Source organism: Viridibacillus arvi (genome assembly GCF_001274945.1).
Taxonomy (GTDB): domain Bacteria; phylum Bacillota; class Bacilli; order Bacillales_A; family Planococcaceae; genus Viridibacillus; species Viridibacillus arvi.
Genome location: NZ_LILB01000001.1, coordinates 904,215 through 917,943, shown reverse-complemented (window position 1 = coordinate 917,943; position 13,729 = coordinate 904,215). Strand labels below are relative to the sequence as shown.

At 33.5% G+C, this 13,729-nt stretch carries 13 protein-coding genes and 1 other annotated feature; of the genes, 11 read left to right on the top strand and 2 right to left on the bottom strand.

Annotation, left to right across the window (positions count from 1 at the left end; all coding sequences use genetic code 11):
* Nucleotides 1–76: 76 nt before the first annotated feature.
* Nucleotides 77–817, bottom strand: a complete 741-nt coding sequence (locus tag AMD00_RS04325) for a GTP pyrophosphokinase (protein WP_053415844.1) — start codon at nt 815–817, stop codon at nt 77–79.
* 244 nt (nt 818–1,061) lie between these two features.
* Here AMD00_RS04325 and AMD00_RS04320 point away from each other — a divergent pair, with 244 nt between their 5' ends.
* From AMD00_RS04320 to AMD00_RS04275, 10 genes are all read left to right on the top strand, one after another.
* Nucleotides 1,062–1,580, top strand: coding sequence for a hypothetical protein (locus AMD00_RS04320; protein ID WP_053415843.1), 519 nt, complete (start codon nt 1,062–1,064; stop codon nt 1,578–1,580).
* Nucleotides 1,581–1,808: 228 nt separating this feature from the next.
* The gene (locus AMD00_RS04315) at nt 1,809–3,749 is read left to right on the top strand and encodes a GTP-binding protein (protein WP_053415842.1); all 1,941 of its coding nucleotides are present in this window, start codon (nt 1,809–1,811) and stop codon (nt 3,747–3,749) included.
* 179 nt (nt 3,750–3,928) lie between these two features.
* Complete coding sequence (locus AMD00_RS04310) at nt 3,929–4,531, top strand: class I SAM-dependent methyltransferase (protein ID WP_053415841.1); 603 nt, start codon at nt 3,929–3,931, stop codon at nt 4,529–4,531.
* Nucleotides 4,532–4,650: 119 nt separating this feature from the next.
* Nucleotides 4,651–5,331 (top strand): GNAT family N-acetyltransferase, encoded by a 681-nt coding sequence (locus AMD00_RS04305; protein ID WP_053415840.1) that lies wholly within the window; start codon nt 4,651–4,653, stop codon nt 5,329–5,331.
* A gap of 271 nt (nt 5,332–5,602) precedes the next feature.
* Nucleotides 5,603–6,178: a histidine phosphatase family protein gene (locus tag AMD00_RS04300; protein ID WP_053415839.1), complete on the top strand. Its 576-nt coding sequence runs from the start codon at nt 5,603–5,605 to the stop codon at nt 6,176–6,178.
* Nucleotides 6,179–6,329: 151 nt separating this feature from the next.
* Entirely contained in the window at nt 6,330–6,515 is a 186-nt protein-coding gene (locus AMD00_RS04295; RefSeq protein ID WP_053415838.1) for a hypothetical protein, read from the top strand.
* A 278-nt stretch (nt 6,516–6,793) separates the two neighbouring features.
* A complete protein-coding gene (locus AMD00_RS04290) occupies nt 6,794–6,982 on the top strand; it encodes a DNA-directed RNA polymerase subunit alpha C-terminal domain-containing protein (RefSeq protein WP_053415837.1) in 189 nt (62 codons plus the stop codon).
* Nucleotides 6,983–7,817: 835 nt separating this feature from the next.
* Nucleotides 7,818–7,970 carry a hypothetical protein gene (locus tag AMD00_RS23450; protein ID WP_169786311.1) on the top strand — a complete coding sequence of 51 codons (153 nt, stop codon included), beginning with the start codon at nt 7,818–7,820 and terminating at the stop codon, nt 7,968–7,970.
* 74 nt (nt 7,971–8,044) lie between these two features.
* The gene (locus AMD00_RS04280; RefSeq protein ID WP_053415835.1) at nt 8,045–8,563 is read left to right on the top strand and encodes a GrpB family protein; all 519 of its coding nucleotides are present in this window, start codon (nt 8,045–8,047) and stop codon (nt 8,561–8,563) included.
* Between the two features lie 9 nt (nt 8,564–8,572).
* Entirely contained in the window at nt 8,573–9,142 is a 570-nt protein-coding gene (locus AMD00_RS04275) for a GNAT family N-acetyltransferase (RefSeq protein WP_053415834.1), read from the top strand.
* A gap of 271 nt (nt 9,143–9,413) precedes the next feature.
* Here AMD00_RS04275 and AMD00_RS04270 read toward each other — a convergent pair whose 3' ends face one another.
* Nucleotides 9,414–10,691: an MFS transporter gene (locus AMD00_RS04270; protein ID WP_053415833.1), complete on the bottom strand. Its 1,278-nt coding sequence runs from the start codon at nt 10,689–10,691 to the stop codon at nt 9,414–9,416.
* A gap of 1,015 nt (nt 10,692–11,706) precedes the next feature.
* Nucleotides 11,707–11,924 (top strand) — a binding site (T-box leader).
* Nucleotides 11,925–12,033: 109 nt separating this feature from the next.
* Here AMD00_RS04270 and argS point away from each other — a divergent pair.
* Complete coding sequence (argS, locus tag AMD00_RS04265; RefSeq protein ID WP_053416781.1) at nt 12,034–13,716, top strand: arginine--tRNA ligase; 1,683 nt, start codon at nt 12,034–12,036, stop codon at nt 13,714–13,716.
* Nucleotides 13,717–13,729: the final 13 nt, after the last annotated feature.

The window sequence follows — 13,729 nt, the reverse complement described above, 5'->3', positions numbered from 1 at the left end:
ATGATTTATATTTTAGTGCTGTCCCAAAGTTTGCGAAAACTGACTTTTGGGGACAGCACCTTTTTTGTTTAATTTATTATTTCAGCTTATCCATAGCAATCTTTTTCATCATCTGAATCATCGTTTTCGTTGATCCTGTATCCTCTAATGATAGATTATCTTGATCATCATGCTCGATTTCTTTTAAGATGTTGATCTCTTTGTTTAGTCGTTCCATTTTATGGTCTAGTTCAGCTGCAGTAAAAGCGGCTTCTCTTAACTCATTTGTTAGTCGTTCTGGAACTTGTTTATTGTATTTATAATAGATTTTGTGTTCTAAACTTGCCCAGAAATCCATTGCGATCGTACGGATTTGCATTTCTACGTACACATGCTCTTCACGATCTGACATAAAGACAGGGATTTTCAAAATAACATGAAGACTTTGATACCCGTTTGGCTTTGGGTGTTTAATATAATCCTTTACTTCGATGACTTCGACGTCAGATTGAGCCTGAATCATTTCATTAATGATGTAAATATCAGAAACAAAAGAGCATGTTATTCGAATACCCGCAATATCCCTCATGTTTTCACGGATATCATCCAATGTTGCAGGGATATTCTTTTTATGCATCTTTTTCATAATACTTTCTGGTGTTTTTATACGTGTATTGACATGTTCAATTGGATTATATTCATGTATTAACCTGAATTCTTCTCTTAAAATACGAACCTTAGTCCCGATTTCATCTAATGCAAATTTATAGGCAAGCATAAAACGAGTTAACTCTACTCGAAGTTCTTTCATGTTTTGTTGTTCTATTAAATATGTCATTGAAAAATCTACACCTTTCAGAATTTAATATAAATGATTCAATCTATTTCCGTATATATCATACACCAGCATCAATTGAATATCTAAGAAAAACCGTTTTAAAGGTAAATATTGTAATATGAATTAGGGGATACATATAATGTTTAGAAATAGTGGACGAAATATTTAAATGGGTTCTTATGGGGGGATTAAATCAGAAACCAATGTACGATAAAATCGTTTGTTTATTTAAGGGGGTGTGATTTTGAAAAAAATTTCACTGATAGGTATAACATTATTTCTACTGAGTGCGTTAGTAGCATGTAGTAATTCAAAAGTAAGTAATAACGAACAAAATGAGATTTCAAATAGTGATGAAAAATTGCAAGGAGATAATTTAGTAACTTCTGAAGAAGAGAAACCACCTGATTTAACAATTTCAGTAGGTGAAGAAAGTATTATTACATACCGAGGGGGTTATAGTTGGAGTTATTTAGACCCTAAAACAGGACAACCAATGGGTATAGAAGCAGACTCTTGGCCACCATCAGAAATACTTAATGTTGAAAATGCTATCGATGTAGATCTAAATAAGCCTATAAAATTAAATTTTGAAAAAGAACCAATTGAGTACCAAATACGAGTTTGGGACAACGAAAATAACGTGATTGCCACTTATAAAGATTTTGACGATGTAAAAGAAAAAGGGAAAATGATATATGAAATCTTGGCAACTTGGAAAGCAGGCAGAGTTTCGTATGTAGTTGCATTAAATGTTCAATAGCATGCAATGTGAAGGGTACATAAAAATTCTAGTACTTTTTGTTGTTCAAATTAATCAATATTGAAATATTAACATAGCCAAAATAAAAATGAGACATGTCTTGTCATGTTCTTCAAGCAGAGTTCCGACTGCATAAGCAACGACATATTTGCTCATCTTATCTGGTTCAAGTTACCCCATTCGATGCTATAATATAGTCAACTGTATTACACGAAATGAGGAACATATATGTATAAAACAATTGGGATACTTGCCCATGTTGATGCTGGCAAAACGACATTTTCCGAGCAGCTACTTTTTCATACAAATAGTATCCGCCAGAGGGGGCGGGTAGATCACAAGGATGCCTTTTTAGACAATCATGCTATCGAGCGAGAGCGGGGTATAACTGTTTTTGCTGAGCAAGGCATTATTACATACAACGATCATACTTATACAATTATTGATACACCTGGGCATATCGATTTTTCACCTGAAATGGAGCGCGCTATTCAAGTGATGGATTATGCCATTGTGATTATCAGTGCAATTGATGGTGTAGAAGGCCATACAGAAACGGTGTGGCAATTATTACGTAAACACAATATCCCTACTTTTTTCTTTTTAAATAAAATAGATAGAGAAGGTGTCAATACGGAAGCAGTATTGAATGAAATCCGATCGAATCTAACAGAAAATGTTTGTGATATAACAACTACTTTCCAAGATGGACAAATGCAAGAGGAGCTTATTGAATTTATAGCAGAGCGGGATGAAGAGCTTCTGGAACAATATATGGAGTCAGGTTATGACAAAGTGAAATGGCTTGAAGCATACAAAAAACTGATTGCATCTGGAGAAATCTTCCCTTCAGCAAGTGGTTCTGCATTAAAGGATATCGGTGTATTGGAATTCTTTTTAAAATTAGATCAATTAACTGTGACTTCTTATAGTAAAGACAGTGCTTTTGCTGCTCGGGTTTATAAAATACGTCATGATGATAATGATCAACGAGTGACGTTTATGAAATGCATAAGTGGTTCTATGCAAGTAAGGGATGAAGTGAAATACGGAGAAGCCTCAGAAAAGATCACTCAAATCCGTTTGTACAATGGCAATAAATTCACAACAGTCAATGAAGTTCAAGCTGGTGAACTTTTCGCGGTCACAGGCTTAAGTGGTCTAGAAATAGGAGAAGGTCTTGGCGTTCTAAGAGAAAAAGCAGTTTTTGAACTCATTCCTACATTAAAATCGAAAGTCATTTTTGACTCAAATATTCATGTAAAGGAAATGTTTCGGTGCTTTAAGATTTTGGATGCAGAAGATCCATCTCTCCATGTCTTTTGGGACGAGCATTTTCAAGAAATTCATGTTCATGTAATGGGCGTTATTCAGCTTGAAGTGCTAGAACAGATTGTAAGAGAGCGTTTTTCATATAAAGTTTCATTTGGTGAACCGAAGATTTTGTATAAAGAAACGATTAAGGCAACAGTTACCGGGTACGGACATTTCGAGCCACTGCGACATTATGCAGAGGTGCATCTTCAAATTGAACCAGCTGAAAGAGGTTCAGGTGTTACATTCGTGAATAAATGTCATGCAGATCATTTATCAGTAGGCAATCAAAATTTAATCCATCAACATGTACTTGAACGAAACCATCACGGCTTACTAACAGGTTCTGCAGTTACAGACGTGTTAATAACCCTACTAACAGGGCGTGGAAGTAACGAGCATACATCTGGTGGTGATTTCAGAGAAGCCACGCATAGGGCATTACGACAAGGTCTGGAACAAGCTGAGAATATTCTACTTGAACCGTATTATGATTTTAAGATTAAAGTAGATATGGATCATATAGGACGTGTAATGTCTGATGTTCAACAAGCTCACGGACGTTTTAATCCACCTGAAAACATAGGGGACAAGGTTGTCATAAAAGGACGCGTTCCGGTTGCCACTTTTATGAACTACAGCACAAGCTTTGCTGCTTTCACAAACGGTAAAGGTGCACTTACACTTAACTTTGCAGGCTATGATCAATGTCATAATACTGAACAAGTGATTGAAGAAATTGGTTATGATAAGAATGCAGATCCAGAGTATACATCTACTTCAATTTTCTGTGCCAAAGGGAAGGGCTATTCTGTCCCTTGGGAAGAAGCGAAGGCTGCGATGCATTGTTTGTAGAGTATTAAGTTGTATTCTTTTTGGATTTCGATATATGAAGAAATATAAAAGCAGTGGGATTCTAATAGGAATCTCACTGCTTTTTATTTATTATAAGGTAAAAAATGTTAAAATATTTATATGTGTTAAAAATCGGGAACCGAAAATTTTTAAATGAAGAGATAATGTGGGGGCTGGAAATGAACTTACTAAATCAATTGATAGAACAAGCTAAAAATCCAAAAGGAATTATAGGCTCAATAATGTTGAGAATTATGAATTCTGCACACACTAGCATGAACCGATGGGCGTTAGAAAAGATAAAAGTAAAAGAATCAGCAGTAATATTGGACATAGGATGTGGAGGGGGTAAAACAATACAATTATTGTCTAAGCTAAATACATCCGGAAAAATAGTTGGTATAGATTATTCTGAACAAGCAGTAAATGATTCAATTAGAGCAAATAAACAAGATGTGGAAAAGGGTAAAGTAAATATCCTACAAGCAAGTGTTACTGACATGCCATTTCAAAATAATACATTTGATATTATAACGGCTTTTCAAACACATTACTTCTGGCCAGATTTAGAAAATGGAGTTAAAGAGGCATTTAGAGTTTTAAATAAAGATGGGCACTTCCTAATTATTGCAGAACAATACAAAATAAATTATCATATGAAAACTTTTAAAACGAAAGAAGAATTGGAGCAATTGTTCATTAAAACGGGGTTCAATTCAATAAGATTTTATGAGCAAAATAATGCTAAATGGCTTTGTGTTGAGGGACATAAGACTAAATAAATTAGCTTTTGTATGAAATTGAAGGAATAATAAGTAATTAATGGCTAAGTGAATACTCCAAACCATTATAGAAAAATCCCCCCTATCAATGTTACAATAAATGAGAGGTAATATAAAATATGGAAATTATATCGTATTTAGAAAAGTACGAAGAAAGTTGGCTGAGATGTAGAGTCCTTTCTTTTTTACATTCTGCTATGTATGAAGACGTAGTCACTAAGAAACCGCAATTTGAAAATCAAACAGCTATTGAATTAATCGCTATTGAAGATGATGAGGTAATAGGAATACTAGATATTTTAATTGATGATGAATCAAATAAAGCTACATTTTTGCGCAAAGAAAAAGGTGCTTTCATAGAGTTAATAGCAGTTCATCCAGATCACCAAAATAAAGGAATAGCCCAAAAGCTATATGATGAAGGTCTAGCTAGATTACATAAATATAAACCACAATTTATTGAGCTTTTTACAAGAAATGATGAAGCTGCAAACAAGTTTTATAAAAAACAAGGATATGAAATAGAGTGTGAATACTATGTTGCATTTGGTATTCAGAAAGGTTTAAGAAAACCTATAAAGTCAGATTTTAGTGAAGGCTTACTTTCCGTAACAGGGGTGGGTGAAGACAAAACAAACTATGATTATGTAATCGTTGATGGTAAATATGAAGTATATAACAAAGCAGGTCTAGAATTGATCGATTATGATCGCTATTACCCTGTTTATGGCTATGTCAAAGAGTTAAAAGAAAGCAATCACTTTGTAGAAAACGTAGGACAAGCCGTTATAACGGCTTAATGAAATGGCCAGAGGTAAACATTGATTAAGACTAATAAAAGTATTCTATATAAAATAAAGAATCCATTTTGTAATATCAAAATGGATTCTTTTCTATTATTAAACAGTACATTTAATAACGCTAAGGTAGGGTGAGCAATGAGATATAGTATAGAATAAGATGATTAATATTATCTTTAGTATTATTTTAGTATAATTAGAAAATAAAGTTTTTTAAGTGTAAAATCAATTGATTGATCAAAATTGTTAACAATAGAATAGGAGGAGTTAAATGGAGTTGGTATTTATTCGTCACGGCCAAGGTGAACATACATTGGATGTACCTAAAAGTCTGCAAATAGAAGACCCAGCATTAACTTCTATAGGAAAAGAACAAGCATTGTTACTAAGAAATCAATTTCCGCTAACAGATGAAGATGTAATAATTATTAGTCCGATAAGAAGAACGCTTGAAACAGCATTCATTTGGAGTGAAAATAAAAATTGCCGTAAGATTGTAAGCCCATTAGTAGCACCAAGAATTTTCCCCATTCACTCAAGTATGTATACATTGCCTTGTGATAAGATAATTGATTTAGAAATTATTGAACATGATTACCCAACTTTTGAAATGGATAGTAAGCCATCAATTGAACTCTGGTCGGATGGTATCAATACACTTACAGAACAGCAATTCACCTACCTTGCTGAAAAGTTTATCGGTGATTGTAAAAAGTTACATAAAGAAAAAATTTATATAGTGTCACACGACGGTACGATTACTTCTTATCGACAAATGCTTTCTGGGCAAAGGCTAACTCGAAATGATTTCCCAAAAGAAACTGGATGGTTTTCAGTGAAGTGTTGAATCACAATCCGATAAAAGTAAAATATGTATTTTCTATAAACTTGCTACATCACATCATGGAAAAAGGAGTGCTCGATGATAATAAGGAATCTAAATACTAGTCCGCTAAACGAAAAAACTGGCAGAATTTTATTGAAGGAGAGGATCAGCTATGAGTATATATGGTAAAGCGTATGCTGAATTTCTAAAAAAAGATATTATGTTGATTATTGCCATTGTGTTATTATTCTTTAGCTTTGGTTGGTGGATGGGTGTTCCTGTGGGTTGTATCGATTTTTCTTTGGGATTTAAATATACCACCCTTAATTTCAATTATACTAGTCTTATTACTTATTAGTGTGCTATTCACGGGATTCTTTATTCCAATGAATATAACAGTTGCAAAGACAGTGGGGAAGATGAAAGACCGAAGTACTTTGAGAATATTTTCGAGATTACAATTGAAATTTATTCTAAGCAGTTTTGTTATTTTCTCTTTAATCTTTTATTGTAATCTATTTGGTATAATAACTAATTAATAAAATCAGATCTGAGGTGTTGAAGACAAATGAAACCGAAGTAAAAGAGTGGTAAATTGTATTTTTTGCAACTCAAAATAAAAATAGGGGTGAAGTCATGCAAATTTGGCCAAAAGGTGTATCTAAGCCAGCAGTAAGAGCACTTAATAGCGTAGGAATCACGACATTGGAGCAATTAACAACAATTGATGAAAAGACATTAAAGGCGCTTCATGGTATGGGACCTAAATCTATAGAAGTATTAAAAGGAGCGCTTCATGAAAAGAGGCTCCAATTTAAAGATTAATGATAGCTAATGCTAATAAGAAAGAATACTGACATGGCGCTAGGAGGCCTATGTCGGTATTTTGGTAAGATGATACAATATGTATAATTGAACCATCAGGAACGATTTAAAATCGCACCTAGATGGTTACTGACTGTCGCTTCTAGAGGATATAATCAATGAGGTAACGGTTTAGTCAATAATCTTAATATGATAATCGTAAAGCTCGGCAGGAAATTCGACGGATAGAAAAGAAATTAATTTGGATTTTAAATCATGTGGAATGTTGAAATGGATGTTACTAATATGCATTTTGCGACCTAAATGAAACAAACTTTCATAGAGTGACTCAGCAGAGTGCACAGAATATTGATCGGCATTTTGGTTACTGATCCGTTTCACCACGTATTCTGAATTTTCTTTGTGAATGCGTAAAGTAATCATAAACCTTCACTTCCTTTATCTTTTTTATTTACACCTAAAAGTGGGTGTCTCTCCATTATATACAAAAAAACCTAAGATGGAATAGCGATAAGGTTTGTTAACGGAATATTATAATGATTTTGATAACTCGTTTTTGAATAAAAAGACATTAATAATTATAATTATTTGTTATTTAGTGGAACTAAAATCATTATAATACTAGTATTATGCGATTTAACAATTCTTTAGAATCAATTATAATTTTTGATGATTCCTATTGAAATACAATTAAGTATTTACATATTATTATAGACTGTAATGATTAATGGTTTTGTTTTGTGTCGCACTACTGTATTTGCCCACTCTCCAATCCATAGTAGCTAAATCGATTCCAGAGGAGACAAGGGGAACGCATTTATCTATACTAGGCTTGATGAGTGTAATTGGTGGAATGATTGCTAGTTTATTTATTTGGGGTATGCAATTTATTCCGGAGAATGGAATTACGCTGGTTTTTATTGTTTTGGGGATTTTGATTTTGTTCATTTATTTTGGTGTTTATAAGTTAACGCAATTTGATAGATAGTTTAGAGAAGTATGCTATGATTATAATAGACTGAATATATTGAATTTAAAGAGCTGTCAAAATAGAGGTGAAAAATGAGAAAGGTTGAAGTTGTAGATTATGATCAAGAGTGGGTTGCATTATTCAACAAAGAACAAAAGATGATAAGGGATATTTTACGCGATGAGATTCATGATATCTTTCATATTGGTAGTACTTCCGTTGAAAATCTTCCTGCGAAACCTGTAATTGATATAATGCCAGTAGTTTATCATATTGAACTGGTTGATCAATTTAATGAGAGATTACAAGAAATCGGTTATGTAGCTAAAGGGGAGAATGGACTCCCTGGACGACGTTATTTTACAAAAGGTGGTGACAATCACACACACCATATCCACTTTTATGAATTAGGACATGAGGGCATTACTAGACATCTTGCCTTCCGAGATTATTTAAGAAGCCATCCTGCTGAAGCGACAAAATATGGTCGAATAAAACAAGCGAATTCATCACAATATTCATTTAATATGGAGGCATATATACAAGGGAAATCGACTTTTGCTAGTGAAATTGAACAAAAAGCGTTACATTGGTATGAAAACTTGAAATGAGGTGATGTGATGAAAATGGAGGATGTCTACAGCAAGCTACCAATTTTAGAAACAGATAGATTAATTTTAAGGAAAATCTCACTTGATGACCTTTACGATATGCATACATATTGTTCGAATGAGGAAGTTGCACGGTATTGTACTTGGAATAAGCATGAAAGTTTAGCAGATACAGAAGAGTTTGTGCGATTTATATTAAACAAATACGAATTAGATCAATATGCTCTTTGGGGGATTGAAAATAAAGAGACAGGTACATTAATTGGGACAATAGATTTCGTACATTGGCAGCCAAAACAACAAATAGCTGAAATCGGTTATGCAATTTCACAGGCTTATTGGGGGAGAGGCATTGTTACTGAAGCAGCAAAAGCAGTAATTACATTTGGTTTTGAGGTAATGGATTTAGTCCGAATTCAAGCGAAATGTTTGATTGAGAATGTAGGTTCAGCTCGGGTTATGGAGAAAGTCGGTATGTCTTATGAAGGATTAATTCGAAAAGGGCTATTAATTAAAGGAACCCATCATGATTTAAAATCGTATTCTATTTTGAGAGAAGAGTATAAACAGGTGATTTGAAACCTCCTCTTCAATTCTATAAAGAAAAGTTAAAGTTAATTGTAAAAAAACACTTCCAAGTTGTAAGGGTTTATATAACCAAGTCAACTTAGAAGTGCTCAATAAGGTTTATTTATTCTCTCTATTTGTTTCAGAGTGTTTGAAACGGAGTGAGTTATTGTTTTTCAAATTCGTTAGTAAGATTGATGATATAGTGAAGTAAACAATTCATCAAGAAAAAATTAATTTAAAGGGAAGAATTCACTTATGTGTTAAGGGAGATACAAAGTGATTATTTCCAATGGCCTGCCTGTACTAATTTCTTTTTGCCGATAAATGCCATAATGATTAACACTACATTAATAACTAGCATGAAGGCAATTGCGTATAGTACATAAGTGTAGCTTCCAGTTAATTGGAACACATATCCGTAACCAGGTAATGCAACGATACCAGCAACAGCTAAACCGATAACTGCAGAAGCGTAAATTTGACCGTATTCTTTGTTACCGAAGATAGCTGTAGTTAATAGCGGTCCTAATGTACCAAGTGAAGCAACAACAAATCCATAAATACCAATAGCTAATGAGAACATTGTAGAATTGTCAGGAACAGTTAGTAGAATTGCGATTGGAACTAAACCTAATAACATCGCGAAGATAGCTGTGTTTTTTGCCCCAATTTTATCACTTAAAATACCGAATGCTAATGCACCGATCAGAACACCTACTTGCCAGAAGCCCATTGCACCACCAGCAAATTTAACATCATAGCCTAAGCCCATTGCAAAAGGAGCTACGTGTTGACCAAAACTACTGATAGCAGTAATAAAGAAGAAGAATAATAATAATGAATAAAATGCACCTGATTTTTTAGCGATTGCAGCTGAAATACCTGTGTTTGTATTAGATTCAACTTTAACTGAAGAAGCATCCTCTGTGTTATTAATTTCAACTTCTAAACCTAATGGTTGTAAACCTTTTTGTTTAGGAGACATTCTAATTGTTAATAATACGATTGGTACAACGATAGCAATTACAATTCCACCAAGGATGAAGTAAGTCATTCTCCAACCTTCACTTGCGATTAAGTTACCAGCCATAGGTTGTAAGATAGCTCCGAAAATACCACCTGATGCAACCATGATACCGATTGCTAAACCGTTATGTTTTTTAAACCAGTTGTTGATTAATACTGGGCCTGCAATTTGAGTTACAAAAATTGAACCGATTGACATTGGGATACAGAATAAGTACCAACCCCAAACAGAGTTCATTAAACCAAACATTGCGAACGAACCAGCTTGTAAAATAACTGCTGTTACTAAAACTGTTCTAATATCATACTTAGCAATGATCTTACCAGCAAATGGTAGGAAAATCATTGTTACAATTGAAGAAATACTAAAGTAAAGTGTTAGACTACCCATTCCAATACCTAAATCTTGAGTTACTGGAGTTAAAAATAATCCTCCTGCAGTCATGATTCCGCCTTTAGCCAAACCGACCATAATAGATAAACCTAATAATAACCACCATGCGTAGTGGATTTTTTTCTTATTTGTGCTCACGTATTGTACCTCTTTTTCTCGTTTTTTTAACCTATATACTTTCCTTATCAGACTGCTTATTCAGTAAAATACTTGAGCTTGTCTAATTTTACTTTCTATTCCCCAAAATCTCTTTAATGAGATTTATAGAAAGCATTAAAAAATAAAATACCCTTTAAATATTTTCATGACTTAATTGTCTTCGTAAAAAAATTTATAAGGACTCAAAATGATTATGTAGTTTTGAGTACTTCTTAATCAATTAATTTTTACTTTGATTTGAAACTCTATTACCCATGAACTTAAATACTTAGTTCTACCTCCTGCACCGTTTTAAACATGGTAACTTTTTGATCCCAAGTTACTTTACGTCTCAATAGTATACGATTAAAATATTTGTGTCAATAATATGAATTTCTCAGTTTCGAAGGAAAATAGACTTGTATTTTTTAGGAGTTTGTATGAGACCATCATTCAATTAATAGAGTTTGTTTTTATTTTATTATTGGTTGATATTATGACTAGGTTATATATTGAGTGACTAAATAAATAGGTATGTCAAAAATAGTGGAATGTTAGTTTTCTAAAGTATAAGGTGGAGAGGTTTAATCTGCTTTAAGTTTATCATCAGATCTACTTAGATTATTGACGTTCAAATACTTGTTATTTATATAGGAAAGAACGAAACAGATAAGAGCTTGTAAATTAGAAAAAGAAAACAAAAGTCTACGAAATTGAATTGAATATTACTAAACAAAAAAGGAAAATAGTTTGAAATACTCATCTAAAATGAAGGAATATTAAAGTGGAGAAATTCAAGGGAATCAAGTTTGCTTTTTTGCAATTTTGTAATAAAGTATTATGACTAAGTACTAATTGAAAAATCTTTGACAATCAGTTGAATTTTTTATTAAAATTTTGATTTATACCAGAAATTGGTTCTAAATTTTTGTTTAAAAATAAATTAATAGTTATATTTTTTTCTCAAACATTGACTTATTTACAAATTAAATATACCATAGTTACAATTTAATAAAAAAATTCTTTGATAAAGAGAGTAGTTTATGGGGAAATGTCAAGCGAGTTAGGGATGGTTGGAGCCTAATACATGGAACATGAATGAAGCGCACTTTGGAGAAACTTTTTGAAATAGCAGTAGAAAAGATCGGGGAGTCACCTCGTTAACAATGGAAAGTGGTCACATATTGTGGCAACTAGAGTGGTACCACGGGAATCTATGCTCTCGTCTCTTATTTTGAGACGGGGGCTTTTTTTATTGCATTTTCGTACCATTACGGCAGTGTATCAACTGAACTTAGCTTTGAATGCACAATTTATTTTATTATTTGAGGGGGAAAATAGAATGATAGACAAACAATTGATAGTCAATTCAATATTTGAAGCAGTAGAAGGTCAATTAGCAAAGAGTGATATTGAACAAACAATTGAAAAGCCGAAGTATGCACATTTAGGTGATTATGCTTTTCCTTGCTTTACATTAGCGAAAATTTTCCGTAAATCACCAAATATAATTGCCAAAGAAATAAGTGGAAAAGTCAACAATGACTTTATAGAAAAGGTTGAAGCAGTTGGTGGGTATGTGAATATTTTTCTTAAGCAATCGGAAATCTCGAAAGGGGTATTATCTAGCATTGTTTCTTCTCAATCTGTATATGGACAGCAAAAAAATGGAGAAGGTCAAACGATTACGATTGATTTTTCATCCCCTAATATTGCAAAGCCTTTTTCAATGGGGCATTTACGGTCAACAGTTATCGGTAATGCAGTAGCTAATATTGCAGAGAAAAATGGCTATGACGTAGTACGCATAAATCATTTAGGAGATTGGGGTACTCAATTCGGCAAGCTGATTGTCGCTTACCATCTATGGGGAAATAAAGAGCTGATTGAACAATCTCCAGTGCGTGAATTATTGAAGATTTATGTTAAATTTCATGAAGTGGCAGAGCAAGATGACTCATTGAATGATCAAGCTCGTGCAGCATTTAAAAAGTTAGAGCAAGGTGATGAAGAAGCATTGCAATTATGGCAATGGTTTAGAAAAGCATCGCTAAAGGAATTTGAACAGGTCTATGCATTACTAGGTATACGTTTCGATTCGTATGCGGGCGAAGCATTTTATAATGACAAAATGGACAGAGTTGTAGAGTTATTGGCTGAACAAGGGCTACTTGAGGAATCGGACGGGGCTATGGTCGTAAATTTAGAAAATATGCCGCCATGTTTGATAAAGAAAACGGATGGAACAACACTATATGCGACTCGAGATTTAGCGGCAGCCCTATATAGAAATGAAACTTATAATTCAACAAAATCATTTTACGTCGTAGGAAATGAACAATCTCTACATTTTAAACAGCTATTTAAAGTATTGGAGAAAATGGAGTATGGCTGGGCAAAAGAGTTACAGCATATTCCGTTTGGCATGATGCTAAAAGACGGCAAGAAAATGTCTACTCGTAAAGGGAAAGTTGTATTACTTGAAGAAGTATTAAATGATGCTATCCAATTAGCAGGTAAGAATATTGAGGAAAAAAATCCAAACCTAAAGCAAAAAGAAGAGATAGCGAAAGTGGTAGGAACAGGAGCAGTAATCTTCCACGATTTAAAAAATCATCGTATGAATGATATTGAATTTTCACTTGAAGAAATGTTGAATTTTGAAGGGGAGACAGGTCCTTATGTGCAATATACGCATGCACGGATTTGTTCACTTCTACGAAAAGGTCAGTACAATACTGAAATCAGTCAATTTGAGGGATTATCTGATGAGGCTTGGCCTGTTGTCATATCGCTAAAAGGATTCCCAGAAGTGGTGGCAAAAGCGTTTGAACTGGCAGACCCTTCGCAAATTGCCAAGTATTTAATTGAACTTTCTAGAGCGTTTAATAAGTACTATGCCCACACAAGAATACTAGAAGATGATGTTACAAGACATGTAAAACTAACATTATGCGCTAGTGTTGCTATTGTGCTAGAAGAAGGGTTGCGCTTATTAGGAATTCAGGCACCAGAAGAGATGTAGTTAATATTCGGAG

Excerpts from the sequence above, each read along its gene's own strand:
- argS (WP_053416781.1), top strand. The coding sequence starts at position 12,034 with ATGATAGACAAACAATTGATAGTCAATTCAATATTTGAAGCAGTAGAA.
- AMD00_RS04305 (WP_053415840.1), top strand. The coding sequence starts at position 4,651 with ATGGAAATTATATCGTATTTAGAAAAGTACGAAGAAAGTTGGCTGAGA.
- AMD00_RS23450 (WP_169786311.1), top strand. The coding sequence starts at position 7,818 with ATGAGTGTAATTGGTGGAATGATTGCTAGTTTATTTATTTGGGGTATG.
- AMD00_RS04300 (WP_053415839.1), top strand. The coding sequence starts at position 5,603 with ATGGAGTTGGTATTTATTCGTCACGGCCAAGGTGAACATACATTGGAT.
- AMD00_RS04310 (WP_053415841.1), top strand. The coding sequence starts at position 3,929 with ATGAACTTACTAAATCAATTGATAGAACAAGCTAAAAATCCAAAAGGA.
- AMD00_RS04325 (WP_053415844.1), bottom strand. The coding sequence starts at position 817 with ATGACATATTTAATAGAACAACAAAACATGAAAGAACTTCGAGTAGAG.
- AMD00_RS04290 (WP_053415837.1), top strand. The coding sequence starts at position 6,794 with ATGCAAATTTGGCCAAAAGGTGTATCTAAGCCAGCAGTAAGAGCACTT.
- AMD00_RS04275 (WP_053415834.1), top strand. The coding sequence starts at position 8,573 with ATGAAAATGGAGGATGTCTACAGCAAGCTACCAATTTTAGAAACAGAT.
- AMD00_RS04315 (WP_053415842.1), top strand. The coding sequence starts at position 1,809 with ATGTATAAAACAATTGGGATACTTGCCCATGTTGATGCTGGCAAAACG.
- AMD00_RS04295 (WP_053415838.1), top strand. The coding sequence starts at position 6,330 with ATGAGTATATATGGTAAAGCGTATGCTGAATTTCTAAAAAAAGATATT.
- AMD00_RS04280 (WP_053415835.1), top strand. The coding sequence starts at position 8,045 with ATGAGAAAGGTTGAAGTTGTAGATTATGATCAAGAGTGGGTTGCATTA.